The following is a 25,745-nucleotide window of genomic DNA, read 5'->3' as shown; positions in this document are numbered from 1 at the left end:
ATTCGGGAGGGTCCGATCATGACGACGCCGCTTTCCTGTGTCCGCCAGCTGGGCCGCCGCCTCGACGAGCGCGACAGCGACTACGACGCCCTGCTCGAGGCGGTGGGCGAGCGGCCGTTCGTGTTGCTCGGCGAGGCCTCCCACGGCACGGCGGAGTTCTACGCCCTGCGCGATGCCATCACCCGACGCCTGATCGAGGAATGCGGCTTCGAGGCGGTGCTGGTCGAGGCCGACTGGCCCGATGCGTGGCGGCTCGACCGCTTCGCCCGCGGCGAGAGCGACGATACCCTGGCCAGCGCCTTCGACGACTTCCAGCGCTTTCCCCAGTGGATGTGGCGCAACGACGTCATGCTCGAGTTCATCACCTGGTTGCGCAACCACAACGCCGCCCGGCCCGAGGCCGATCGGGTCGGCTTCCACGGCCTGGATCTCTACAGCCTGCATCGCTCGGCCGAGGCGGTGATCGCCTACCTGACCCGCATCGACCCCGAGCAGGCCGAGCTCGCCCGTCGCGGCTATGCCTGCCTCGACCACCATGGTGATCCCTTCCATTACGGGCGCCAGGCGGCCTTCGGGCTGAGCCCCTCCTGCGAGGCCGATGCCGTGGCGCTGCTGACCGAGCTGGTGCGCCGGAGCGAGCAATACCTGCGCGCCGACGGTCGTCGGGCAGCGGATGCCCAGTTCCACGCCGAGCAGAATGCGCGGGTGGTGGTCAATGCCGAGGCCTACTACCGGGGCATGTTCGGCAGCCGGGTGGACACCTGGAATCTGCGCGACAGCCACATGGCCGAGACCCTGGCCGAGCTGCACGACCACCTGCGCCGTCAGGGCGGCCAGGGGCGGATCGTGGTCTGGGCGCACAACTCGCACGTCGGCGATGCGCGGGGCACCGAGATGGGCTGGGCGCGCTCGCAGCACAACGTGGGCCAGCTGGTGCGCCAGCGCTTCGGCGCGCGGCGGGTGCTGTCGGTGGGCTTCACCACCCACACCGGCTACGTCGCGGCGGCGCGGGACTGGGAGGCCCCGGTGGAGCATCGCTGGGTGCGGCCGTCGCGCCCGGACAGCTACGAGCGGCTGTTCCACGACAGCGGCCTGGACCGTTTCTACCTGCCGCTCACCGGCGAGCGGGCCGAGCCGCTGCGCTCACGGCTGCTGGAGCGGGCGATCGGCGTGATCTACCGGCCCGAGACGGAGCGCGGCAGCCACTACTTCCGAGCCTCGCTGCCGGCCCAGTTCGATGCGCTGTTCCACCTCGACGAGACCACCGCCGTCGACCCGCTCGACCGCAGCGGGCCCTGGCACCGGGAGGGCATGCCCGAGACCTACCCCTTCGGCGTGTGACGGTACGCCCTGTCAGGGACGCCCTGTCAGGGCGTGAGCCACCACCCGACGACGGCCGCGACCAGCGCGACGTAGACTACGACTACCAGAATCGCGCCACGCCGGCCCAGCGCCGCGGGTGGGCGCGCCGCCGCCTGCCGGCGGCAGTCCTGCATGACCGTATCGGGGATCAGCCGCAGGCACAGCCAGATCCCCAGTGGCAGCAGCAGCAGGTCGTCCAGATAGCCCAGCACGGGAATGAAATCGGGGATCAGGTCGATGGGCGACAGCGCGTAGGCGATCACCGCCAGGGCCAGCCAGCGGGCCGCCGCCGGGGTGCGTGGGTCGCGCGTCGCCAGGTAGAGGGCGGCGACCTCGCGCTTGAGGGCGCCGGCCCAGGCCTTCAGTTGTTGCCACATGGCGGGGCCAGGCTTGCGGGGGTGGCCAGCAGCAGCGGCGTGTCGGCGGACGGGGTTGCAAGGCGTGTGTCTGCGTCCGATGCCGAGCCCTGCAGCGCCTGCCTCAGCAGGGCCGGCGTGTCGGTGACGCCGGAGACGTCGTGTTCCACGGCCAGCAGCCCGAGCAGGTCGCGGCGCTGCTGGATCCGCAGCGAACCGACCCACAGCGGCTGGGGCGTGGCCCGGCAGGTGCCGGTCAGGGTGAAGTCCGTGGACCAGACATGCAGGACCAGGCGGCGGCCCGTCTGTCCGGCGATCGGGCGCGTGGCGCGCAGGGTGGAGGGCTGGCCGTCGTTGAGGCGCGGCAGCGTCGGCAGGCCCGCGGCGGCATGGCCGGGGCTCAGCCAGTGCAGGGTGCTGACCGGCGTCCAGGGCACGTCGACCTGCCAGCCGGCGGCGCTGAGGCGTTGTCGCAGGCTCGCCAGATCCCCTGCCCATTGCAGGACCATCGGCTCCTCGCCTTCACCGCCCAGGTCGATGCGCCGCGTCGGCAGCTGTTGATAGGCCGCCTGCGACCAGTCCTGCCAGGCCAGCTGCTGCATTGTGGGGTGGGGCACGTAACGCTCGCGATCGGCGGCCAGCTGCCCATGCAGGTGATAGGGCCAGACCACGGCCAGGGTCAGCAGGACCACCAGCGACAGCCCGCGGGCCTCGCGAAGCGGGGCGTGACGGCGCTGGTGGCTGATCGCCAGCAGGATCACCCAGGCGGTGCCGATGGCCATGCCGGCGCTGACGTCGGCCAGCCAGTGGGCACCCAGATACAGGCGCGAGACGGCGATCAGGGTCACCACCAGGGCCGCGGCACCGACCACCCAGCCGCGCCGCCGGACGGGCAGGGCACGGGCGACGAGATACGCCAGGAAGCCGTATATCACGGTATTGATGGTGGCGTGACCGCTGGGAAACGAGAAGGCCTCCCAGCCGCTGTAGAGCCCGGCGGTGGGGCGCGGCCAGTGGACCAGTGCCTTGATCAGCGGCGTGAACAGCGCCGCGCCGCCCACCGCGGCCAGCCAGTAGAGGGCGCTGGGCCAGGCACGGCGGAGCAGCAGCCAGGCGGCGACCGTGATGGTGAGGGTGGTGGTCACGATGCCGTCGCCCAGCTCGGTGATCGCCAGCATCAGGGTGTCGCCCCAGTGGGTGCGCAGGGCCTGCAGGGCATGGAAGACCGCCTGGTTGGCCTGCACCAGGGGGTCGCCGGTGAGCAGGTCCTCGAGGAGGCCCAGGAATATCCACAGGCAACCCAGAAGCACCGCAATGGCGAGGGTCAGCATCAGCCCCTCGCCCTGCACGGTGGCCAGCAGACGCGCCACGCCGCGCTGCGCCGTCGTCGCCCGGGGTGCACACCAGTCTTCCAGGCGCGTCATGCCGGCCTGCAATGCCTGAAGCCCGTGAGTCAGCACCACGCGGCGGGTCAGCCAGACGACGAGCCAGACCAGCAGCGCCACCAGCACCAGCAGCAGCACCAGGCGCCCGGCGACCTGGGCGACCACGTGAAGCGACTCGCCGAGCAGTACCCCGGCCAGCACGTGGGTGGAAGCCCAGACGATCGCCGAGGCGATGTTGACGACATAGAAGCGCCCCGGCGGCATGCCGCTCATGCCCGCCGCCAGCGGCACGAAGGCGCGGGGGCCCTGCACGAAGCGCGCCAGGAACACGCCCTTGCCGCCGTGGCGTCGGAAGAACGCCTCGGCCCGCCCCACCCATTGCGGATAGCGGCTCAGCGGCCAGACGCCGGCGATGCGCGCCTCGTAGCGGTAACCGAGCCAGAAGGAGACGCCGTCGCCGGCGATCGCGCCCGCCAGGGCGGCGAGGATCAACGGCACGGTGCCCAGCGACCCGGTGCTGACCAGGGCACTGATGCCGACGATCAGCATCGAGCCCGGCACCAGGGTGCCGGCGACCGGCAGCGCCTCCGCCATGGCGGACAGGCCCACGATGGCATAGGCGATGGCACTGTGCTGCGCCGACAGTTGCGTGATGTCGGTGACGAGGGATTCCAGCATCGGGTAGCGGCTCCGGCCGGGGAGTTTGGGGGCAGTTTACAGCAGGCGCACCAGACGGCGGTTGAGCCAGCCCTCGCGAGTATAGAGCCCCCTGACCACCAGCGCCGCCAGACTGCCCGTCACCAGCCCGCCGAGGACGTCGCTCGGGTAGTGGGTGCCGACGTAGACGCGCGAGAGCATCACCAGCAGGGCGGCCAGCGCGAAGGCGCCGCCGGCGCGGAAGCGGCGTTGCAGCAGGAAGGTCGCGGCGATGGCGGTGACGGCGGTGGCATGGTCGGAGGGAAACGACGGGTCCGCGCTCGGCGCGATCAGCAGATGCGACAGGCCCTCGGTGTAGGGGCGGGCGCGCTGCACGAACAGCAGGACCAGCTGGTTGAGCGCCAGCCCGCCGAGAAACGCCAGGCCCGCCGAGGCCGCCAGATGACGCGCCCGGTCGCGCTGCGAGCGGGCCCACCACAGCGGCACCACGGCCAGCACCATCAGCGGCACGCCGAATCGGGTGACGGCGATCATCAGGGTATCGAGGGCGGGAAACTGGCCGGCCAGGCCGTTGATGGCATGCAGCAGGGCGATATCGGGTGACACGGGCGACTCCGGTGACGGCGATGACTGTGCCGCTACGCTGACCGCAATGCCTTAAGGTCGGCTTAAGCGCCGCCTTCCTGATGCCCCGCGTCGGTTGTCAGCCCGGCGACAGCCCGGCCAGCCAGGAGTACGGATCGTGCATGACGGCCGCTCCCGCGATGTACAGGAAGACCGCCAGCGCGGCCAGCGCCGCCACGGCGCGGATGATCGGCGTGCGCCCACGGCGGATGGCCAGGCTGCCCAGCCCGATGTAGCCCGCCAGGGCGATCAGCTTGGCCGTCAGCCAGGGGGTCTCGCTCGGCCAGGTCCGCAGCGTGACCATCAGCGTGCCCCCCGAGAGCAGCAGCAGCGTGTCGATGACGTGCGGCATCACCCTGACCCAGCGCCGCTGGCGCGCCGGGGACTGGCTCGCCGACCAGGCGGCGCGCAGCAGGAACAGCGTCACGCTGAGCGTGGCCGCGGCGATGTGCAGGTGCTTGAGAAGCAGATAATCCATGAGCAGGGTTCGTTTGCCGACCGGATCGGATGATACGCCGCCCTCGGGGCGACGGCCTGCGACCCGAGCGCGCACCGCCCGCATCACGTCACCTGTTCGCTATTCGCGCTATCGCGCCGTCCACGCCGCCGGAGCGCGGCGCACTGCCATCCTGGTCGATGGCTCGTCGGCCTTCCGCGATATGCGCGTGAAGGTCATGCCCTGGAGTTTGGGCGCATGCGGCGCCGTGCCGTCGAGCGTGGCCACGACCTGCGCCGGGGAGGGCGACAGCAGCACCCGGTCGGCCCCGCCACGAGGCGCGAACTTGCGGGAGAGCGCGGTGTTGAGCACGGCGGTCACGGGCACGTCGAGCGCGACCGCCATGTGCATGGGGCCGGTGTCCGGGGTGATCAGGCGCGGCAGCTGCGCCAGGGTGGCGGCGAAGTCGCGTAGCCCCATGGCGGGCGCCACGCAGCCATGGGGGCCGCGGTGGGCTTCCAGGGCCGGGCGCATCGCGGTTTCTTCCGGGCCGATCAGCACCATGAAGCGCCGGCCGCGTGCATTGAGTTCGTCGCACAGCGCCAGCCAGAAATCCAGCGGTAGACGCTTGTCCAGGTGCCCACCCACGAACACGCCGACCTCGAACGGCTCGTCGGCCAGTTGCCGGAGCCCGGTCGTCGCCCGGGTACGCTCGGCATCCGAGATCGTCATCCAGGGTCGCGCCTCGCACGCCAGTCCCAGGGTGCGCGCGATGGCCGCCGCCACGTCGTAGACGTGATTGTGGCCGGGCGGCAGGCGGTAGACCTGATCGTAGAGCCCGGCCAGGCGCGAATCGGCGCCCAGGGTACGTCGGGCACCGGCGGCCTTCAGGCAGAGTCGCCCGGTCAGGGAGGTGTCCGCCACCTGGATGGCCAGGTCGTAGCGGCGCCGGCGCAGCGTGCGCCACAGCGCGGCGAGTTTCCAGGGTCGGGCCAGCATGTCCCGGCCGAGGGCGTGACAGTGAGTCAGTGGCATGCCCGCGAACAGGGAGACGGTGGTGTCGGTGGCCAGGTAGTCGATCTCGAGGTCGGGGCGCCCCGCGGCCAGCGCCTGGATCAGCCGGGCGCTGATCAGGGCATTGCCGATGCGGAAGTTGGGGCGCACCAGCAGCACCCGCCGGACGCCTTCCAGGGTCTGCGGCGTCGCCGGGGTCGCGTCGGACGAGGCGCTGAGCAGGCGATAGAGCCAGGCCTTGGCGCGCTTTTCCAGGCGCTTGCCCAGCTGGCGCATGGCGGTGTGACGGCGTAGGCGGGTCAGCAGGAACATGGTGAGCCACTCGCAAAACGGGATGTAGGCACTATCGAGAGAGTACCTTAACGGTTGCTTAATGATTTCGTTTTGCTGCACGGCGAAACGATGGCTTACAGACGCGAGGCGGCCAGGATTTCGGCGGGCAAGGGCCCGCCATGGTGACAATTCTGGTCTGGCGCGGCAAGTACGGGGCGTCACTCCTCGGGCGGGGTGAAGGCATCGCGGTGATAGGCCGCGGCGGCGGCGACCTCGGCGACGCCGCTGATGCCCGGCACCGGCGGCTCGCCGCCGGCGAGCACCTCGAGCACGGCATGCACGCCGCGCGGCAGCGAGACCAGGTTGTAGCCGCCTTCCAGCACGAAGGCCAGGCGCCCCTCGCAGTGGCGTCGGGCCAGCGCCTGCAGCCGGGCGGTCATGGCGCCGAAGCCCTCGTAGGTGACGTTCAGGGCCAGGTCGTTCCAGTGCGGATCGAAGCCCGCCGAGACCAGGATCAGGTCGGGCCGGAACCACTCGGCGGCGGGCGCGAGGATCTCGTCGAAGGCCTTGAGGAAGGCGGCGTCCCCGGCGCCGGCGGGCAGCGGCACGTTGACCGTGGTGCCCTCGCCGAGCCCCACGCCGACCTCCTCGAGCCGGCCGGAGCCGGGGAAGTAGGGCGGGGCGCGATGAAGATCGAAGAACAGCACGCTGGGGTCGGCCCAGAAGATCTCCTGGGTGCCGTTGCCGTGATGGGCGTCCCAGTCGACGATCATCACCCGTTCGCAGCCCAGTTCCGCCCGGGCGTGGGCGGCGGCCACCGCCACGTTGTTGAACAGGCAGAAGCCGCGGGCGCGCACCGGCTCGGCGTGATGGCCGGGCGGGCGAACCAGGGCGAAGGCGCTCGACGCGCGCCCCGCGACCACGGCCTCCACCGCGGCGATGGCGGTGCCGGCGGCCACCTCGGCGGCCTCGGCGCTGCCCGGCGAGACCGCGGTGGTGTCGACATCCAGCCAGGCGCTCTTGCCGCGCAGCTCGAGGATGTTGGCGACGTAGGAGGAGGTATGCACCCGGCAGAGCTGCTCGCGGGTGGCGCTCTGCCCGGTCTCGAACACCACCCCGGCGATCGGCTCGCTGTCCAGCAGGTGCTTGATGGCGGTCAGCCGCCCCGGGTGCTCCGGGTACTGCCAGGTGACGGCGAGGCCCGAGAGGATCTGGCGCAGGTGGCGATCCAGGCGCGAGGAGAGCAGCGGGACGTTGCCGTCGGGCTGGTGGGTGAGAACCCGTTCGTCATAGAACACGATGACTGGCATGTCTGGCGCGGTCACGAGGGCCTCCCGGGATGTCGAACGCTGTTCGTTTCGGAGTCGTCACTGACAACCATAGCCCACCCCGGCGCATCCGGGCGCCTCGTGACGCGCGGTGGCGACGGGCGAGCCCGCCGCCACCGGGTTCACGACAGGGAGGCTTCCTCGTAGTCGAGCTCGCGGATCAGCGTCTGCAGCATCGGCTCGTCGATATGGCGGCGCTTGCGCAGCCGGTAGAGCTCCTGGCGCTGCACGGCAATCGCCTGGCGGCGCAGCTCGGTCTCCAGGGCGTGGCGCTGGCGTGCCTGGTCGGCTCGCTCGTCGCGTTCCAGGGCCATCGCCTGAAGCTCCTGGCGATAGGCCTCGATGAGGTGCGCGGCGGTCGAGCGATGCAGCTCGGCCTCCTCGCCGGCGGGGCTCGCCGCACGCTGTTCCAGCCACTCGAGCGCGGAGCGGGTGGCCGCCTGGCGGGCGCGGATCAGCTCGCGCTCGTGCTGGGCCAGGTCGTCGAGCGACAGGAAGCGCATGAAGTAGGGCACGCCCAGCGCGCCGATCACCAGCGACAGGATGATCACCGCCGCGGCGAGGAAGATCATCAGGTCGCGGCCGGGGAAGGGCGCGCCGTCGATCAGCAGCGGCACCGAGAGCACGCCCGCCAGGGTGATCGCCCCGCGCACGCCGGCCACCGAACTGAGCGCCGTGACCAGCAGGCGCGGCGGGTTCTCGGCGGTCTTGCCGCGCAGCCGGAGGAGGCGCTCCTCGGCCCAGTGGTAGGCGTAGACGAAGGCGAAGCGGATCACCAGCAGCACGCCCATCAGCGCCAGGGCATAGCCGCTCAGCGTGGCGATACCCAGGTCATGCGGCCCGCCGGTGGCCCAGACGCGCTCGACGATGCCCGGGAACTGCAGGCCCAGCAGCAAAAAGACCGCGCCGTTGAAGCAGAAGTCGAGCATCTCCCAGAGGCTGCGGTTGAGGATGCGCGTGCTGGTCTTGACCGGCAGCATGTCGACGCGGCTCTGCACCATGCCCGCGGCCACCGCGGAGAGAATGCCCGACATGCCGGCGTGCTCGGCGAGGAAGAACGCCGCGAACGGCAGCAGCAGGATGGTGACCACGTAGGTCGCCGGGTCATAGAGGTGGCGCGCGGTCATCCACTGCTTGAACTTGCCCACCAGCCAGCTCAGCCCGCCACCGATCAGCAGCCCGCCCAGCGCCACCACCAGGAACTCCCCCGATACCGAGAGCAGCGAGAAGCTGCCGGTGACGGCGGCGGCGATGGCGAACTTGAACGACACCAGGCCGGTGGCGTCGTTCATCATCGCCTCGCCCTCGAGCTGGTGCGCCATGTGGCGCGGCAGGCGACCCTGGGCGATGGCGATCACCGCCAGCGCATCGGTGGGCGAGAGGATCGCCGCCAGGGCGAAGCTGGCGGCCATGGGAATCGTCGGCAGCAGCCAGTGGATGACGTAGCCGACCACGGCCACCGTGAGCAGCACCAACAGCAACGACATGGCGGCGATCTGGCCGCCGTACTCGGTGAACTCCTTCTTGGGGATCTTCCAGCCGTCGTAGAACAGCAGCGGCGGAATGAACAGCATCATGAAGATCTCCGGGTCCAGCTCCACCGTCATGCCCAGCGGCGGCAGGGCCAGTACGCTGCCCAGCAGAATCTGCAGGATCGGCAGTGGCAGGGGCATGAGATTGGCGAGCGGACGGCTGGCGGCGACCGCCAGCGTCAACAGGAAGATCAGATTGAGGATGTCCATGGCGGGGCGGAAATCCAGAAGGGCGGAAAGCGTGTGACGCGCACTCTAGGGCAGATACGGTTGCCGGAACTTGACCCGGGCAGGGGAAAGGGCGAGCCGGGGCCACGGCGATTGGCGCTGGCTTGATCTGGGTCAAGTGGGGGCGTACCCGGTAGGGGAGACGGGCGACAGCCGGTGCCCGGCGGTCGAACCGCGACGCTTCGTGATGCCAATTCCTTGATATAAACTTTGGGGCTTCGCTCAGCAAAGAATGACGAGACCGTCACAGAAGAGGCGGCCAGGAAACGGCAGGGGGCCGCATCATGGAGATCATCGACAATGTCAACCGGCTGCTCGGCGACGATCTGAAGGACACCCTGCGGCCTGGCGCCCGCCTCAAGATCGCGGCCTCCTGCTTCTCGATTTTCGCCTACGAGGCACTCAAGGACGAGCTGGAGGCGCTGGACGCTGTCGAGTTCATCTTTACCTCGCCCACCTTCGTCCCGGACCAGGCCAGCGACAAGTTCCGCAAGGAGCACCGGGAGTTTCACATCCCCAAGGTGAAGCGCGAGCGCAGCGTCCACGGCAGCGAGTTCGAGATCCAGCTCAAGAATCAGCTGACCCAGCGGGCCATTGCTCGTGAGTGCGCCGATTGGATGCGCCGTAAGGCCAGCTTCCGCTCCAACCGTGGTCAGGCCGCCATGCAGCCCTTCGCCGGCGTCGCGGCCTCAGGCGGCGATACGGTCTATATGCCGTTGCAGGGCTTCACGGCGGTGGATCTGGGCTACCAGCAGGGCAACGCGGTCTCCAATTTCGTCACCCGCTTCAGCGAGCCGGGCCACACCTCTCGGTTCATGGCCCTCTTCGACCAGCTGTGGCAGGACGAAGAGAAGCTCGAGGATGTGACCGAACGGCTGCGCGAGCATATCGCCTCGGTCTACCGGGAGAACCCGCCGGAGCGGATCTACTTCCTGATGCTCTACCACATCTTCCACGAGTTCCTGGAAGACATCAGCGAGGATGTGCTGCCCAACGACCGCACCGGCTACCAGGACAGCGTCATCTGGCAGAAGCTGTTCAACTTCCAGCGCGACGCGGCCACTGGCGTGATCAACAAGCTGGAGACCTATAACGGTTGCATCCTGGCCGACAGCGTGGGCCTCGGGAAGACGTTCACCGCCCTGGCGGTCATCAAGTACTACGAGCTGCGCAACCGCTCCGTGCTGGTACTGTGCCCCAAGAAGCTCGCCGACAACTGGTTGACCTACAACCGCAACCTGACCACCAACGTGCTGGCCCAGGACCGCCTGAATTACGACGTGCTCTGCCATACCGACCTGCAGCGCACCCGTGGGGAATCCTTCGGCATGCCGCTGGATCGCGTCAACTGGGGCAACTACGACCTGGTGGTGATCGACGAGTCGCACAATTTCCGCAACAACGACGTCTACAAGGACCGCGAGACGCGCTACCAGAAGCTGATGAACCAGGTGATCCGGGCGGGCGTGAAGACCAAGGTGCTGATGCTCTCGGCCACGCCGGTCAACAACCGCTTCACCGACCTGAAGAACCAGCTGGCGCTGGCCTACGAGGGCGAGGCCGAGAACCTGACACGCCATCTCAGCGGCGCCCAGGACATCGAGGGCATCTTCCGGCGCGCCCAGGCCACCTTCAACGAGTGGTCGGCGCTTCCGCCCGAGAAGCGCACCACGGGGGCCATCCTGCAGGCGCTGGACTTCGACTTCTTCGAGCTGCTGGACAGCGTCACCATCGCCCGTTCACGTCGGCATATCGAAACCTTCTACGATACCCGCGATATCGGCAGCTTCCCGGAGCGCCGCAAGCCGCTGTCGTTTCACTGTCCGCTCACTCACCGAACCGATGTGATCGGCTTCAACGAGATCTTCCAGCAGCTCTCCCAGCTCAAGCTCTCCGTCTACGCCCCGATCAGCTACATCCTGCCCAGTCGCCTCAAGAAGTACGAGGCGATGTACGACACCGAGGTGTACAGCGGGAGGTCCAGCTTCAAGCAGGTGGACCGGGAGAGGAGCCTGCAGGCCTTGATGACCACCAACCTGCTCAAGCGTCTGGAGAGCTCGGTGGCGGCGTTTCGCCTGACCCTGGAGGGGCTGCAGGATAGCTACCAGACCATCCTGGACAAGATCGCGGCCTTCAAGCGGACCGGGCGCGCCGAGAGCTTCGCGGACATCGCCGCGTCCTTCGAGGATTCCGGACCCGACGACGACAGCATCCCCATGCCGGGCGATGCCACGGTGGGCAAGAAGGTCCAGATCAGCCTGGCGGACATGGACCTGCCGTCCTGGGAGCATGACCTGGGCAATGACCTGGTGTGGATCGAGCTGCTGCTGGAGGAAATGGACAAGGTCACCCCGGCCGACGATGCCAAGCTGCAGCACCTGAAGACCCAGATCGCCGGCAAGCTGGCCTCGCCGATCAACCCCGGTAACCGCAAGGTGCTGATCTTCACCGCCTTCGCGGATACCGCCAAGTACCTCTACGACAACCTGGCACCAAACCTGCTGGAGAACCAGGGCGTATACACCGGCCTGGTAACCGGCAGCGACACCCCGAAATCCACCCTCGGCGCCATGCCCAATAGTCGCCAGCACTACGACTTCCAGGGCCTGTTGACGCTGTTCGCCCCACAGGCCAAGAGCAAGGCCATGGTGTACCCCGGTGAACCCCGTGAGCTGGATATCCTGATCGGGACCGACTGCATCTCGGAAGGCCAGAACCTGCAGGACTGCGACACCCTGATCAACTACGACATCCACTGGAACCCGGTGCGCATCATCCAGCGTTTCGGGCGTATCGACCGCATCGGCTCGCCCAACGCCAGCATCCAGCTGGTCAACTACTGGCCGGATATCAGCCTGGACGAGTACATCAACCTCAAGGAGCGCGTCGAGAACCGCATGGTGATTGCCGACGTCACCGCCACCGGCGACGACAACGTGCTCAATGCCCAGTCCAACGACGTCGCCTACCGGCGCGAGCAACTGCGCCGGCTGCAGGATGAAGTGGTGGAGATGGAAGACCTCAAGTCCGGCGTGTCGATCACCGACCTGGGCCTTAATGAATTCCGCATGGACCTGCTGGGCTATATGAAGGAGAACGGCGACCTGAGCCGTATTCCCAATGGGCTGCATACCGTGGTGCCAGCCCGCCCCGAGAGGGGCCTGCAGCCCGGGGTCATCTTCACCCTGCGCAATCTCAATCAGCAGGTAGGGCACCAAGGGAGTGGCCTGCAGCAGCAGAACCGCCTGCACCCTTTCTACCTGGTCTACATAAGCCACACCGGCGAAGTAATCAGCGACTACACCGAGGTCAAGCGCTTGCTGGATCTGGCCCGCACCGCATGCAAGGGGCTGGGCGAGCCTGTCGAAGCCGTCTATCGGCACTTCAACGAGGAGACCCAGGATGGCCGGGAGATGCACGCCTACTCGGCGCTACTGGATCAGGCCATCCGCTCGATGATCGAGGTGAAGGAAGACAGGGATATCGACAGCCTGTTCAGCGGCGGCGAGACCACGGCACTTGTCGATACCATCGAAGGGTTAAACGACTTCGAACTGATCACCTTTATCGTCATTCGTGACGCGGGCTCGACCATAGACACAGGTACGGAGCGCCATGTGGCCAGCAGGGATAGCGAGAGTAAAGCACCATGACGGTACCGCTCTACCAGTACCCCGCCAAGACAATGCTCGGTCGAGTGGTGGCCAAGCAGCGCATCCTGGCGCATGTGCGGGCCACCGCCACCCTCAGGGAGCGTCTGCGGGATGACGTCGCCCAGATCACCTGGCATGCCAAGCTGGCCCATAGCACGCTCAATCTGCCTGGCACCGATGACGTACCGGAGCTGCAGGTCTTCGTGATCACCCTCAAGGGCGATGATCTGCACCGAGACGTGCTGCGGGCCATCGACCGCGCCATTCCCTTTCCGATCCTGTTCGAGCTCCACGGCACCCGCGGCATCCGTGTCACCGCCGCCTACAAGCGGCCCAGCCAGGCCGACCCCAGCAAATGGGTGCTGGATGACCATTACGCCAGCAGTGACTGGTTGCCAGCCGAGACGCCTCGGCAGCAGCTGCCCACGGCCATCGACCTGAAGCAGCTCTACCAGCAGCTGCTGCGCAGCCTGCTTCCCGAACCGGCGGGGCAGGGCGAAGCCCTGCCGGAGCAGTTGGAGCGCTTGAGGGCCCTGGAAGCTCTCAGGAAGGACGCGGCTACCCTCGAAAAGCGCCTGCGCAGCACGAAACAGTTCAACCGCAAGGTCGAGATCAACGCCGAGCTGCGCTCGATCCGCCAGAGGTTGGCTGATTATGCAATTGCCGACTACGACACCTGATCACGACCCGTTGGGAGCCCTTGGAAAACGTGGCGAGCGACGTTCAGTTCGTGTTTCGCCGGCGCACAGAAAGCGGAATGTACTTCAGTACATGAGTATTTCGAGCACCGCCGGGACGCGAAATGACGAGCGCAGTCGTTTTGCAAAGGTTCCCACAGAGGTCTGGAGACACGCGACATGATGGACAAGCTGAAGATGCACTCGCCCAACCTGACCGAGGCCAACATTGCCAAGCTGGCCGAGCTGTTCCCCAGCTGCGTCACCGAAGCGCGCGATGAGCAGGGGCGGGTAAAACAAGCCATCGACTTCGATCAGCTGCGCCAGGAGCTCTCCGACCATATCGTCGAGGGGCCTCAGGAACGGTATCGACTGGACTGGCCCGGGAAGCGAGAAGCCCTGCTGGCGGCCAATGCGCCGATATCCAAGGCGCTTCGCCCATCCAGAGAACGAAGCGTTGATTTCGAGTCGACCGGGAATGTCTTTATCGAGGGCGACAACCTGGATGCTTTGAAGCTACTCCAGGAAAGTCACCTGAACAAGGTAAAGGTCATCTTTATCGACCCGCCTTATAATACCGGGAGCGATTTTGTTTACCGGGACGAGTTTTTCGAAGACCTGGCATCGTATCAGGCGAGGTCCAGCCAGTCTTCGAGCGATGGCAGCCGGCTGGTTGTCAATGCCGAATCCAATGGCCGGTTTCACTCCGACTGGCTGAGCATGATGTATTCCCGGCTTCGCCTGGCAAGGAATCTCCTCAAGGAGAATGGCTGCATTTTCATCGCCATCAATGACTGCGAGTACGAGAATTTGAAGAAGGTGGCTGCCGAGGTATTCGGGGAAGCCAACTTTATCGCCACCATCGTGTGGGAGAAGGTCCATACAAGGAAAAATTCGAGCAAGTACTTCTCGGTGAGCCATGACTATATCGTCTGCTTTGCGAAGGAAAAGGCGAAGTGGGACAGGAAGCTTGTTCCCAGGGACAATACCGATGCTTACCGGAACCCGGATGATGACCCGAAGGGGCCCTGGAAGCCCGATCCAATAACGGCACATAACTACTATTCTGCTGATTATTTCATCGAAAAGCCGGATGGCACTTTGATCAGGCGGCCATGCGATAGATACTGGGCATTCAGTGAGGACAGCTGGAAGCAGAAGGTCAGGAACAACGAGGTCATCTGGGGCGAGGGCGACGCCATGCCCATGGTGAAGCGATACTTGTCGGATGTTCAGGATGGTCTTGTGCCGATCACGCTCTTCAGCAGAACGTTTGCTGGGGACTCCGCACTGGCAAAGAAGGAGCTTTCATCGCTGCTGGGTGTTGGTGCCCTTTTTGACTACCCTAAGCCCTCCCTGCTCGTGAAAAGGTTGCTGCAGATATCGACGCGAGACAATGATATTGTCCTTGATTTTTTCGCGGGCTCATCAACCACAGCACACGCCGTCATGGATCTGAATCGTGAGGATGGTGGTTCCAGAAGGTTCATTATGGTCCAGATCCCGGAAAGGATTGATGAGTCGGAAGAAGCCTTTGGGCAGGGCTACCGGAATATCGCGGAAGTCAGCAGGCAACGTATCATGGCCGCTGGCAGGAAAGTGGGCGAAGGCGAAACCCGTCTCGATGTCGGTTTCCGGTATTTCCATGTTGATACGGCGAACCTGGAAGATGTTTTTTATTCACCCGACGCCGTGAGCCAGCCTGGGTTGACAGGGCTTGTGGATAACATCAAGAAGGACCGCACGCCAGAAGATCTACTCTTCCAGGTCCTGCTTGACTGGGGCGTAGACCTTTCCCTGCCCATCTCCCGCCAGGAGCTTGATGGAAAAACCGTCTTCTTCGTCGATGGAGCCGAGAAGCATATGGCCCTGGCCGCCTGCTTCGACCTCGATATCGACGAGGCATTCGTCAAACAGCTCGCCGAGTACGAGCCGCTGCGTGTGGTGTTCCGCGATGCCGGCTTTGCCAGCGACAGCGTCAAGATCAACGTCGAGCAGATCTTCGCCCAGAAGTCGCCCAATACCGACGTCAAGGTGATCTAGGCCCATGAGCATGGACGAGCAGGCGCTGAAGCAGTTGCTGCACTCCCTTATCGAGCGCTGGGAGAGCGAGGTGGTCGAGTTCAAACGCGGTGGCAAGGGCTTCTCCACCTCGGATCTCGGCAAGTACCTCTCGGCGCTGGCCAACGAGGCGAATCTGCGTGCCTGCGAAAGCGCCTGGCTGGTCTTTGGCATCGATGACAAGACCCGGCGCATCCTGGGCTCCGAGTACCGCCAAGCCCCTGGCGAACTCGACAAGCTCAAGATGCAGATCGCCGACGGCACCGAGCCCAGCATCACCTTCCGTGACATTCACGAGCTGGAAACGCCGGAGGGCCGAGTGCTGCTGTTCGAGATTCCGCCCGCGCCGATGGGCATGCCCATCGCCTGGCTGGGGCATTACTACGCCCGCGCCGGGGAGAGTCTGACCGGCTTGGGCCTGGACAAGCAGGATGCGATCCGGCGACAGACCGACGCCACCGACTGGTCCGTGCAACTGGTGACGAATGCCACGCTCGACCATCTCGACCCCGAGGCGGTCAGCAAGGCCCGCGAGTCCTTCGCCAAGAAGTACGCCAACCGCTTCGAGCCCGGCGAGGTGATGGGGTGGCCGCTGGCCACATTCCTGGACCGCGCCAAGCTGACCCTGGACGGCAAGGTGACCCGTGCGGCCCTCCTGCTGCTCGGCAAGGAGGAGGCGGCGCCGCTGCTATCCCCGCATCCCGCTCAACTGACCTGGAAGCTGGAGGGGCCGGAGCGGGCCTACCAGCACTTCGGCCCGCCGTTTCTGCTGGCCACGACGCAGTTGTACCAGCGTATCCGCAATATCCAGTTGCGGCTGCTGCCTCAGGACGAGCTATTACCTATCGAAGTCTCCAAGTACGACCAGAAAATCGTGCTGGAAGCGTTGCATAATTGCATCGCTCATCAGGACTACAGCCGCAATGCGCGTGTGGTGGTGGTCGAGCAATCCGACCGGCTGGTCTTCGACAATGAAGGCAGCTTTTTCGAGGGTGAGCCCGGTGATTACCTGGAAGGGCACCGGGTCCCGAAACGCTACCGTAACCCCTTTCTGACCCAGGCCATGGCCGAGCTCAACATGATCGATACCATGGGCTACGGCATTCACGACATGTATTCCCGCCAGGCCCGGCGTTATCTCCCCCTGCCTGACTATGATCTGAGCGAGCCAGGCGCCGTCAGACTTGGTATCTACGGTGGCGTGGTCGACTCCGCGTACAGTCGCCTGTTGATTCAGAAGACGGACTTGTCTCTTGTCGATGTGCTGGCATTGGATCGCATCCAGAAGAAGCTGCCGATCGCCGATGATGCGGTGGCTCGCCTCAAACGGGCCGGCCTGATCGAAGGGCGCAAGCCTAACTACCACGTCTCCGCCAGCGTGGCGGGAGCCACGGCCAGCAAAGCCGAATATATCCGCACCCGTGCTCAGGACGATGAGTTCTATGCAAAATTGCTGAAGGATTATCTCGAAAAGTTCGGTCAGGCGAACCGCTCGGATATCAACGCGCTGTTGCTGGACAAGCTGAGTGATGCCCTTACATACAAACAAAAATACAATAAAATCAGCAATTTGCTGACAAAGCTCCGGCGCCAGGGCGTCATCGTCAACAAGGGCTCTGACACGGCTCCCCGCTGGCGTCTTGCAGAGACCGTGCAAGGTGATCAGCAGAGACGTGCAGAGAGAAAATGACGTTATTTTTTGAAAATCAAAGGTTTATATTTCCCTGCGGTTGCTTTCTTGCAGAGAGCGTGCAGAGAGAAGGTCACAGAGGGTTGCTATGAAGCTCAAGTTCAAGACCCAGGAATACCAGACGCGGGCCGTCGAGGCACTGGCGGACTGCTTTGCCGGCCAGCCCTTCAGTAGTGGTATCCGCTATCGCATCGATCCGGGCGAGGCAGCCCCCCTGGCGCAGCCGCTGCAGCGTGACCTCTACGCCTCGCCAGACCCCGACGACGCCGGCTTCAAGAACGCCGCGCTGGAGCTGACGGAGCTGGATCTGCTGAACAATATCCGGACCGTGCAGCGCCGCCAGAACCTGCCGCTCTCCGACGGCCTGAAGAAGGATGACAAGACCGGCTGCCCCTACAACCTGGACGTGGAGATGGAGACCGGCACCGGCAAGACCTACGTCTATCTGAAGAGCATGTTCGAGCTGAAGCAGCGCTACGGCTGGAGCAAGTTCATCGTGGTGGTGCCCAGCATTGCCATCCGCGAGGGGGTCTACAAGTCGCTGCAGATCACCGCCGACCATTTCCTGGAGAGCTACGGGGAGAAGGCGCGCTTCTTCATCTACAACTCGAAGCAGCTGCACAACCTGGAAAGCTTCTCCTCGGATGCCGGCATCAGCGTGATGGTCATCAACGTGCAGGCCTTCAACTCCCGTGGTGCCGACAACCGCCGCATCTACGATGAGCTGGACGATTTCCAGTCGCGCCGCCCCATCGACGTCATCAAGGCCAACCGGCCGATCCTGTTCCTCGATGAGCCGCAGAAGATGGAAGGGGGCAAGACGCTCAGCTCACTGAGCGAGTTCAACCCGCTGTTCATCGTGCGCTATTCGGCGACCCACAAGACGACCTACAACAAGATTCACCGCCTGGATGCCCTGGACGCCTACAACCAGAAGCTGGTGAAGAAGATCTCGGTGCATGGTGTCACCACCAAGGGCCTCACCGGCACCGATGCCTACCTCTACCTGGAAAATATCGAGACAGCCAGGAACAAGCCCCCGGTGGCCTGGATCGAGTACGAAGTGAAGTCGGCCGGCGGCGTGAAGCGCAAGCGCCGCAAGCTCGGCAAGGGCGACAACCTGTATGAGCTCTCGGATGGGCTGGATCAGTACAAGGGGTTCGTCGTCTCGGAGATCGACGCGCGGGTCGATCAGCTCAGCTTCACCAACGGTGTCGAGCTCACTGCCGGGGAGGTGACCGTCGATGTCACCGAGCAGGCGCTGCGCCGGATCCAGATTCGCGAGGCGGTCAAGGCGCACTTCAAGAAGGAACAGCGGCTGTTCTCCCAGGGGGTCAAGGTGCTCACGCTGTTCTTCATCGACGAGGTGGCCAAGTACCGCCAGTACGATGAGGGTGGTGAGGTGCTGGGCGAATACGCCCGGATCTTCGAGGAAGAGTACAACCACCAGCTCAACCAGGTGCTGACCCTGGAAGACAGCGCGTACAACCGTTACCTGAAGGGCATCGACGTCTCGGACACTCACAACGGCTACTTCTCCATCGACAAGAAGTCCAAGCGCCTCGTCGACCCCAAGACCAAGGCACGCTCGACCGAGACGGACGATGTCGATGCCTACGATCTGATCCTGAAGGACAAGGAGCGCCTGCTTTCCTTCGAGGAGCCCACGCGCTTCATCTTCTCCCACTCCGCCCTGCGGGAGGGCTGGGACAACCCCAACGTGTTCGTCATCTGCACGCTGAAGCACAGCGACAACACCATCTCCCGGCGCCAGGAGGTGGGGCGCGGCCTGCGCCTGGCGGTCAACCAGCTCGGCGAGCGCATGGACGACCCGCTGACGGTGCACGACATCAACGAGCTGACGGTGGTTGCCAGCGAGAGCTACAAGGACTTTGTCACCGCCTTGCAGCGCGACATCAGCAACGAGCTCTCCGAGCGTCCGCGGGTCGCCGACGAGGCCTACTTCACCGGCAAGCTCCTTGTGTCGGATGAGGGGGAAGTAGAGGTCACGCCCGCCATGGCCAAGGAGATCTACCGTTACCTGCTCAAGAACGACTACACGGATAGCGCCGACCACATCACCGAGGCTTACCACCAGGCCAAGGAGGACGGCACCCTTGCCGAGCTGCCGGAGACGCTGCAGCCCCATGCACAGCAGGTCTTCCAGCTGATCGACAGCGTCTTCAGCAACGCCCAGCTGCCGCACATTGATGACGGCCGCAAGGCCAAGCGGAACCCGCTCAACGACAACTTCCACAAGAAGGAATTTCAGGAGCTCTGGGAGCGCATCAACCGCAAGGCGGCGTACTCGGTCAGCTTCGATTCCAATGAGCTGATCGAGAAATGCGTGGGCTACCTGGATCTGAAGCTCAGCGTTAAGCGCCTGGAATACCAGGTGGAACGTGGCACCCAGAAGGCGGAAGCCAGCTACCAGGACCTGACCAGCGGGCAGGCCTTCACCGTCAACGAGAGCGAGCGGGTCAAGCATGACGGCTCGCTGCATTCGGCGGTCCAGTACGATCTGATCGGCCGTCTGGCCGAGGCCACACAGCTGACGCGGCGTACCATCGCGGCGATTCTCTCCAAGATCCAGCCCAGAACCTTCAAGCAGTATCAGATGAATCCCGAGGACTTCATGGCCCAGGCCGCCAGGCTGATCAACGAGCAGAAGGCCACCATGGTGGTTAAGCACATCAGCTACGACCCCATCAACGAGCAGCACAGCCAGGAAATCTTCACCATCGAGAAGTCGGAGAACCAGCTGGATCGGGCCTACAAGGCCAAGCGCCATGTCTTCGACTACGTGGTGACAGACTCCAGGATCGAACGGGACTTCGTCGAAGAACTCGATACCGGCAAGGAAGTGGTCGTCTACGCCAAGCTGCCGAAAAGCTTCTTCATCCCGACCCCGGTGGGCAACTACAACCCCGACTGGGCCATCGCTTTCAACGAGAATGCCGTCAAGCACGTCTACTTCGTGGCCGAGACCAAGGGCAGCATGTCATCGCTGGAGCTGCGTGAAATCGAGCAGGCCAAGATCAAGTGTGCCACGGCGTTCTTCGACACCATCGCCACGGCGAAGGTGAAGTACGATGTGGTGGATTCCTACGACAAGCTGATGGACCTGGTGCGTTGAGGAAGGAGCAATGCCAGGCCTCTGGTGGCCTGGCGCCATACTGCAATCAAGAAAGGACAGTGCTGTGCCCAGAGTGATATTGGTGAGAAGCCCGCTTGAGCTGACGAGAATGGACCAGGTGGGTTATGGCTGGTCGCAAATGAACTTCTCGGAGCACTCGTCTGCAGAGTCCCTGATGGCATCTTTCCATGACCGGGGAATCGAGATCGGCAGGAAGGGCAATCAGATTCGGCGCTTCTTCAATATTTGCGCCGATGACCTGATAGTGGTCCCGGTGGCTCGCGCCATACTGCTTGCCCGAGCCACCGGGGAGAAGAGCTTTGCGCAGGATATCGCCTACGGGGAAAATCGGGTCGGAGTGAGGTTTTTACGCGGAGAGGACGGTACGGTCAAGCGTATCCCTCGTGACGATCTTTCTACCGCCCTTGAAACGCGTCTGAAAATACGCATAGCCGTCGCATCGCTGGATGAGTTTTCGGATGAGCTGGAAACGCTCTATGCCCGTCTCGAAGCTGGTGGCTTCAGCGATATAAGCGGGCAGCATGAGGCCGAAAACGGCGAAGCAGTCGAGGCCTTCAAGAAGTCGCTCCTGAAGCGCATACAGCAGGGCAGCACTTTCCTTTCCGGGGGTGGAAATGGGCTGGAAATGCTGGTGATGGAGCTTTTGAAACTAGAAGGGTATGACGTTCATCGACCCAGCAAGCGTCACTATGAAGGTATTGCCGATGCCGACATCGAAGCTTACCGAAAGGATCGGTTCAACCCCTCGAAGCTCCTTATCCAGGTAAAGCATCACAAGGGAGTGACGGACGATCATGGTGTTCGCCAGCTTGCGGCAATCGATGAGGATGATGCCCAGCGCTGGCTGATCACGACAGCCATTGTCGACGAGGGTGTCGAGGCCTTGGCCGAGAAGGATGGCATTCAGATCATGGATGGCGATGATTTTGCAGACTGGCTCTTCGAGCATTGCCAGCACCTGTCTGTTGCGACACGAAGCCGGCTGGGGCTTTCCGATGCCCCTGTGTTGCTTTAAGAGCGTCGTTCAGTCGTTCGACGGGCTGCCCTGGGCACGCTGATTTCTGCGTGCCGTCAGCATGCCGATGGCCGTGCCGATCCACACGGCGAGCGCGGCCCAGAGGGAAAGATGGGGCAGCACGAGCAGCGCCGGCATCGCCAGCGCCTCGCCCAGGCGCGCGGTGGCGGCGGTGTACATGGCGATCGGGAAGACGATGCTCCAGTACTGGGGGTCGTAACGCAGGGGATGGCGCGCGATCAGGTAGCGCCAGGCCGACAGGCCCAGCAGCAGCGGGATCCACCAGGTGGCCGATGCCCACATGAACAGCGTGATGCCCCTGATGAACGGCAGAAAGTCGCTCAACGACGGCACGTGGGGCAGGGTGAGCATGAGCCCGGCGCCCGACAGGGTGGCGATGGCCATGGCGCCCATGTTGATCCAGTAGGGGGGCGAGAGCAGCGTCACGTCGAGGGCCACGAAGGTCAGGCGGTAGAAGATGATGGGGATGATCACCAGATAGAGCATGCAGCCGACCAGGAACAGGCACAGGGCGGCCAGCAGGGCGAGTGTTCGCCACGCCTCCGGCCACTCGATCAGCGTGCACAGGATGGCCAGCGAGTGGGTCGCCACGGACGCGAGCAGCCAGGAACCGTTGATGCCGTTGCGCAGGCTGGGCTTTCTGGGGTGCACGATGACGGCGATGAAGAACCAGTACATCACGACCAGCCATGACAGCATGCCGAGGCCGAGAAGCATGTCGGCCATGGGGGGCGAGTGGGCGATGAGCTGCATCTGGGCGCCGAGGATGCAGGTGCCGGGAATCAGGGTGAAAAATCCCGGGCCCCGCGAATGCGAGTGCATGTCGGCGACCAGGCGATGAGGATGCCGAATGATGCGGACGAGAAGCAGGCCGAAAAGCACCAGATAGGCCGCAACATTGATGTAGAAAAAGGCCCGCGCTATCGCCTCGATCTGCAGAAGATGCGCCGCGATCGAGAGCGCGCCGGTGGCCATGGCGACGGCAAAGTAGCCGGGAAAGAAGTCGGCGGCGGCGCGATCGATTCGTATGGCGGGTCTTGTCATGTCGGTGAGATCTCTGCGGAATTGCGAAAGCTGCCGGTGGCGTCGACGCCACCGTTAACCCCGCCGAACAGGGGCCGGTCTGGGGTGGTCAAGCCTGCTCCATCGGCGCTGCTGATTCGCCACGTAGACAGCGATTGCTCGCGCCGAGGTGGTGCCTTGTCGCGTGAATAGGCCGGGTGGACGGGGCAGCCGAACACCGGTGCCCAGGGCACGATCTCCCGGTCGCCCCGTTCGAGAGCCGGCACGAACCAGTCTGGCGTTATGCACTGCTGCCGATTGGCGTGAATTGCCTGGTGATACTGGCGAACGCCGTGCGGGTCAAGGTCCGGCCAAGGGGGTGTCATCCTGACAGAAGTGTCAATAAGACAGCAAAAAGACTGTCATCTTGACCGTCCCGGCACGGAGGCATCGCCGCGAAATCGCCGGCAGGTCCCAAGGGCATTGTTGAATGGTTTATAAATCAGTTAGTTGGAGGCGTTTCGCGACAAAGTGCCGCATCCGGGCGACCGTTTTGAAGGCGGGCACATGGGTTGCTACACCTGTAATCAGGCTCATGCCTGACCAATCGAAACATCAAAGGGGTTCAACATGTTGACGGACCAGCAGGAAAGCCTGATCGAGGCAACCGCTCCCGTGGTGGCCGAGCATCTCGACGCGATCACGAAACGTTTTTATCCGCTGATGTTCGAGCGTTACCCGGAGGTCGTTCCGCTGTTCAATCAGACCCACCAGGCCGACGGCGGCCAGCCCCGGGTGCTGGCCAGCGCGGTGCTGGCCTACGTGCAGATGCGCAAGGAACCGGACAAGGCCCGCGAGGTGCTGGCCACGGTGGTCAGCAAGCACGTCTCGCTGGGGATTCAGCCCGACCAGTACCCGATCGTCGGCGAATGCCTGATGGCGGCCATCGGCGAGGTGCTGGGCGATGCCGTGACCCCCGAGATCGCCGATGCCTGGGGCGCGCTCTATCAGGAGCTGGCCGACCTGCTGATCGATCTGGAGGCGGAAGCCTACCATGAGTTCGCCGCGCGTCCCGGCGGCTGGCAGGGCACGCGCACCTTCCGCATCGCCGAGACGCGTCAGGAGAGCCGGGTCATCCGCTCCTTCGTGCTCGAGCCGGTCGACGGCGGGCCGGTGGCGGATTTCGAGCCGGGGCAGTTCATCGGCGTCAAGCTGAGCATCGACGGCGAGCCCGTCTATCGTCACTACAGCCTGTCCGGCACGCCCAACGGCAAGACTTACCGGATCTCGATCAAGCGCGAGACGGGCGGCCGGGTCAGCGAGTACTTCCATGACCGCCTGGCCGTCGGCGACACGCTGGAGCTGCTGCAGCCCTCGGGGCAGCTGACGCTCGACGAGGCCTCGACGCCGGTGATGCTGATCAGCGGCGGGGTGGGGCAGACGCCGATGCTGCCCATGGCCTGCCGGGCGCTGGAGCAGGGGCGCCGGGTGGTCTACCTGCACGCCGCCCAGGAGCGCGCCCACCACGCCTTCGCCGACGAGCTGGCGGCCCTGGCCCGCGAGCATGCCGACCACCTGACCTCGGTGACGCTCTACGAGCGGGGCCGCGAGGACGACGACAGGGCCGACCACATCGGCCGCGTCAATCGCGAGCTGCTGGCGCGTTATCTGCCCGAGGGCGAACCGGAGTGCTACTTCGTGGGGCCGCAGGGCTTCATGACCGCCGTCGATCACGCCCTGGACAGCCTGGGCGTGCCCGGCGAGCGGCGCCACTACGAACACTTCGGCCCCTCGCGGCCGCTGCAGGCCGGCTGACCGGGAGCGCCCGATGCACGACTCGTCTGTCCTGGCGCGCCGCATGCCGCTGTGGCGGCTGGCGTTTCGTCCCTTCTTCCTGCTCGCCGCGGCCTTCGGCCTGCTGGCGATGCTGGTGTGGGGCGGGGTGTGGAACGGTCACGTATGGCTCGCCCCCTACGGCGGCCTGATGTGGTGGCACCCGCACGAGATGCTGTTCGGCTTTGCCGCGGCGGTGGTGGTGGGCTTCCTGCTCACCGCGGTGCAGAACTGGACCGGCCGGCCGGGCCTCTCCGGCTGGCCGCTGCTGGGGCTCGCCGTCCTCTGGCTGGCGGCGCGGCTGGCGATCGCTTTTCCCGGCGGGCTGCCGGCGGCGGGCGTGGCGACGCTCGACGTGGCCTTCCTGCCGCTGGCCGCGGTGCTGCTGGCGCGGCCGGTGATTCACCGGCGCCAGTGGCGCAACCTGGTCTTCGTGCCGGTGCTCGCGCTGCTCGCCGTGGCCAACCTGGCCATGCATCTGGCGCTGTACGGCGGCGCGGCGTACCTGCTGCGCGGCGGCGAGTCCCTGGCCGTGCTGCTGATCACGCTGCTGATGGTGATCCTCGGCGGCCGGGTGATTCCCTTCTTTACCGCGCGGCGTCTCGACCGCCCCCAGGCGAGCCGCCCGCTGGTGCTCGAGGCGGCGGCGATCGGCGGCGTCGTGGCGCTGGTCGGCCTGCAGCTGGTGGTTCTGGTCGGTGGCGTGGTGCCGGACGGCGTGTGGGCCGGGGTCGCCGGGGTGGCGGCGCTCGCCAACCTCGTGCGCGGGCTGCGCTGGGCCGGCTGGCATGGCTGGCGCGAGCCGCTGCTGTGGAGCCTGCATCTGAGCTACGGTTTCGTCTGCCTGGGCCTGGCGATGTGGGCGCTTTCAGCCTGGCACATCGTGAGCCTGTCGCTGGCGATCCACGCCCTGACCGTGGGCGGCATGGGGGGCATGATGCTGGCGATGATGGCGCGCGTGGCCCTGGGGCATACCGGCCGGGCGCTCGTCGCGCCGCGCGGCATCGCCACGGCCCTGGCGCTGATGCTGCTGGCCGGTGTGGCGCGTGCGCTGCTGCCGGCCCTCTGGCCGCAGGCGCTGCCGGTGGCGCTGAATCTCGCCATCCTCGCCTGGAGCCTGGCGCTGGCCCTCTACCTGGTGCGCTATGTTCCGGTGCTGGGGAGTCGGCGCGCCGATGGCGCGCCGGGCTAGTGGCGATCTCTCGGCAGCTCGTTCATCCGGAACCCGGCCGTGGGAGCGACGTCAGTCGCGATGAACCGGCCACCGGGCCGCCGCTGTCGGGGATGAATCCCCTCCCACAAGACCGCCCATCAGGCTGACCGGCACGGCCACGGTTGCTGGCTGTGGGAGATTCTATGTTGCCCGTCAAGCCTTGATGGGGCTTGGAGGGCGATATCCCGTCTCATGCTTCATCAGTGAAAAGGCGATGCGTGCCAGCTT

17 protein-coding genes are annotated in these 25,745 nt (G+C 65.2%); 9 read left to right on the top strand and 8 right to left on the bottom strand.

Annotated features, from left to right (window positions below; genetic code table 11):
• Positions 1-18 precede the first annotated feature (18 nt).
• A complete protein-coding gene (locus ACTCB7_RS07140; RefSeq protein WP_463006118.1) occupies positions 19-1,341 on the top strand; it encodes an erythromycin esterase family protein in 1,323 nt (440 codons plus the stop codon).
• Between the two features lie 26 nt (positions 1,342-1,367).
• Here the strand turns inward: ACTCB7_RS07140 and ACTCB7_RS07135 are convergent, their stop codons facing one another.
• The 7 genes from ACTCB7_RS07135 to ACTCB7_RS07105 all read right to left on the bottom strand — a co-directional run bounded on the left by ACTCB7_RS07135 (position 1,368) and on the right by ACTCB7_RS07105 (position 9,177).
• Positions 1,368-1,739: a YkvA family protein gene (locus ACTCB7_RS07135; protein WP_463006117.1), complete on the bottom strand. Its 372-nt coding sequence runs from the start codon at positions 1,737-1,739 to the stop codon at positions 1,368-1,370.
• Complete coding sequence (locus tag ACTCB7_RS07130; RefSeq protein WP_463006116.1) at positions 1,724-3,781, bottom strand: bifunctional DedA family/phosphatase PAP2 family protein; 2,058 nt, start codon at positions 3,779-3,781, stop codon at positions 1,724-1,726. Before ACTCB7_RS07130 ends, ACTCB7_RS07135 begins: the two co-directional genes overlap by 16 nt.
• A 36-nt stretch (positions 3,782-3,817) precedes the next feature.
• Positions 3,818-4,366: a phosphatase PAP2 family protein gene (locus tag ACTCB7_RS07125; protein WP_224420301.1), complete on the bottom strand. Its 549-nt coding sequence runs from the start codon at positions 4,364-4,366 to the stop codon at positions 3,818-3,820.
• Between the two features lie 97 nt (positions 4,367-4,463).
• The gene (locus ACTCB7_RS07120; RefSeq protein ID WP_463006115.1) at positions 4,464-4,862 is read right to left on the bottom strand and encodes a SirB2 family protein; all 399 of its coding nucleotides are present in this window, start codon (positions 4,860-4,862) and stop codon (positions 4,464-4,466) included.
• Between the two features lie 108 nt (positions 4,863-4,970).
• Positions 4,971-6,146 carry a glycosyltransferase family 9 protein gene (locus ACTCB7_RS07115; RefSeq protein WP_463006114.1) on the bottom strand — a complete coding sequence of 392 codons (1,176 nt, stop codon included), beginning with the start codon at positions 6,144-6,146 and terminating at the stop codon, positions 4,971-4,973.
• Between the two features lie 179 nt (positions 6,147-6,325).
• Positions 6,326-7,432 (bottom strand): histone deacetylase family protein, encoded by a 1,107-nt coding sequence (locus tag ACTCB7_RS07110; protein WP_463006113.1) that lies wholly within the window; start codon positions 7,430-7,432, stop codon positions 6,326-6,328.
• Positions 7,433-7,557: 125 nt separating this feature from the next.
• A complete protein-coding gene (locus ACTCB7_RS07105; RefSeq protein ID WP_463006112.1) occupies positions 7,558-9,177 on the bottom strand; it encodes a Na+/H+ antiporter in 1,620 nt (539 codons plus the stop codon).
• A 302-nt stretch (positions 9,178-9,479) separates the two neighbouring features.
• Between ACTCB7_RS07105 and ACTCB7_RS07100 the strand changes: the two genes are divergently transcribed.
• From ACTCB7_RS07100 to ACTCB7_RS07075, 6 genes are all read left to right on the top strand, one after another.
• Positions 9,480-12,848, top strand: coding sequence for a helicase-related protein (locus tag ACTCB7_RS07100; protein ID WP_463006111.1), 3,369 nt, complete (start codon positions 9,480-9,482; stop codon positions 12,846-12,848).
• A complete protein-coding gene (locus ACTCB7_RS07095) occupies positions 12,845-13,528 on the top strand; it encodes a DUF4391 domain-containing protein (protein WP_463006110.1) in 684 nt (227 codons plus the stop codon). Before ACTCB7_RS07100 ends, ACTCB7_RS07095 begins: the two co-directional genes overlap by 4 nt.
• A 177-nt stretch (positions 13,529-13,705) precedes the next feature.
• Entirely contained in the window at positions 13,706-15,568 is a 1,863-nt protein-coding gene (locus tag ACTCB7_RS07090; protein ID WP_463006109.1) for a site-specific DNA-methyltransferase, read from the top strand.
• 4 nt (positions 15,569-15,572) lie between these two features.
• Positions 15,573-17,276: an RNA-binding domain-containing protein gene (locus tag ACTCB7_RS07085; protein WP_463006108.1), complete on the top strand. Its 1,704-nt coding sequence runs from the start codon at positions 15,573-15,575 to the stop codon at positions 17,274-17,276.
• Positions 17,277-17,364: 88 nt separating this feature from the next.
• Positions 17,365-20,412 carry a type III restriction-modification system endonuclease gene (locus ACTCB7_RS07080; RefSeq protein WP_463006107.1) on the top strand — a complete coding sequence of 1,016 codons (3,048 nt, stop codon included), beginning with the start codon at positions 17,365-17,367 and terminating at the stop codon, positions 20,410-20,412.
• A gap of 109 nt (positions 20,413-20,521) precedes the next feature.
• Positions 20,522-21,448: a restriction endonuclease gene (locus ACTCB7_RS07075; protein WP_463006106.1), complete on the top strand. Its 927-nt coding sequence runs from the start codon at positions 20,522-20,524 to the stop codon at positions 21,446-21,448.
• Between the two features lie 9 nt (positions 21,449-21,457).
• Here ACTCB7_RS07075 and ACTCB7_RS07070 read toward each other — a convergent pair whose 3' ends face one another.
• Positions 21,458-22,513: a tellurite resistance/C4-dicarboxylate transporter family protein gene (locus ACTCB7_RS07070; RefSeq protein ID WP_463006105.1), complete on the bottom strand. Its 1,056-nt coding sequence runs from the start codon at positions 22,511-22,513 to the stop codon at positions 21,458-21,460.
• Between the two features lie 588 nt (positions 22,514-23,101).
• On the opposite strand from ACTCB7_RS07070, the gene hmpA reads away from it, so the two are divergent.
• Together hmpA and ACTCB7_RS07060 are read left to right on the top strand one after the other, a co-directional pair.
• Entirely contained in the window at positions 23,102-24,286 is a 1,185-nt protein-coding gene (hmpA, locus tag ACTCB7_RS07065) for an NO-inducible flavohemoprotein (RefSeq protein ID WP_224416242.1), read from the top strand.
• A 13-nt stretch (positions 24,287-24,299) separates the two neighbouring features.
• Positions 24,300-25,496, top strand: a complete 1,197-nt coding sequence (locus tag ACTCB7_RS07060; protein WP_463006104.1) for an NnrS family protein — start codon at positions 24,300-24,302, stop codon at positions 25,494-25,496.
• Positions 25,497-25,745: the final 249 nt, after the last annotated feature.

The sequence above is a fragment of the Modicisalibacter sp. genome (genome assembly GCF_055145905.1).
The sequence above is the reverse complement of the archived record's forward strand: the minus strand, read 5'-3'. Positions and strand labels throughout refer to the sequence as shown.

What these genes read in the sequence shown, in the direction of transcription:
- ACTCB7_RS07080 (WP_463006107.1), top strand. Translation starts at nt 17,365, where the DNA reads ATGAAGCTCAAGTTCAAGACCCAGGAATACCAGACGCGGGCCGTCGAG.
- hmpA (WP_224416242.1), top strand. Translation starts at nt 23,102, where the DNA reads ATGTTGACGGACCAGCAGGAAAGCCTGATCGAGGCAACCGCTCCCGTG.
- ACTCB7_RS07115 (WP_463006114.1), bottom strand. Translation starts at nt 6,146, where the DNA reads ATGTTCCTGCTGACCCGCCTACGCCGTCACACCGCCATGCGCCAGCTG.
- ACTCB7_RS07075 (WP_463006106.1), top strand. Translation starts at nt 20,522, where the DNA reads ATGGACCAGGTGGGTTATGGCTGGTCGCAAATGAACTTCTCGGAGCAC.
- ACTCB7_RS07095 (WP_463006110.1), top strand. Translation starts at nt 12,845, where the DNA reads ATGACGGTACCGCTCTACCAGTACCCCGCCAAGACAATGCTCGGTCGA.
- ACTCB7_RS07120 (WP_463006115.1), bottom strand. Translation starts at nt 4,862, where the DNA reads ATGGATTATCTGCTTCTCAAGCACCTGCACATCGCCGCGGCCACGCTC.
- ACTCB7_RS07140 (WP_463006118.1), top strand. Translation starts at nt 19, where the DNA reads ATGACGACGCCGCTTTCCTGTGTCCGCCAGCTGGGCCGCCGCCTCGAC.
- ACTCB7_RS07100 (WP_463006111.1), top strand. Translation starts at nt 9,480, where the DNA reads ATGGAGATCATCGACAATGTCAACCGGCTGCTCGGCGACGATCTGAAG.
- ACTCB7_RS07060 (WP_463006104.1), top strand. Translation starts at nt 24,300, where the DNA reads ATGCACGACTCGTCTGTCCTGGCGCGCCGCATGCCGCTGTGGCGGCTG.
- ACTCB7_RS07135 (WP_463006117.1), bottom strand. Translation starts at nt 1,739, where the DNA reads ATGTGGCAACAACTGAAGGCCTGGGCCGGCGCCCTCAAGCGCGAGGTC.
- ACTCB7_RS07130 (WP_463006116.1), bottom strand. Translation starts at nt 3,781, where the DNA reads ATGCTGGAATCCCTCGTCACCGACATCACGCAACTGTCGGCGCAGCAC.
- ACTCB7_RS07085 (WP_463006108.1), top strand. Translation starts at nt 15,573, where the DNA reads ATGAGCATGGACGAGCAGGCGCTGAAGCAGTTGCTGCACTCCCTTATC.
- ACTCB7_RS07070 (WP_463006105.1), bottom strand. Translation starts at nt 22,513, where the DNA reads ATGACAAGACCCGCCATACGAATCGATCGCGCCGCCGCCGACTTCTTT.
- ACTCB7_RS07105 (WP_463006112.1), bottom strand. Translation starts at nt 9,177, where the DNA reads ATGGACATCCTCAATCTGATCTTCCTGTTGACGCTGGCGGTCGCCGCC.
- ACTCB7_RS07090 (WP_463006109.1), top strand. Translation starts at nt 13,706, where the DNA reads ATGATGGACAAGCTGAAGATGCACTCGCCCAACCTGACCGAGGCCAAC.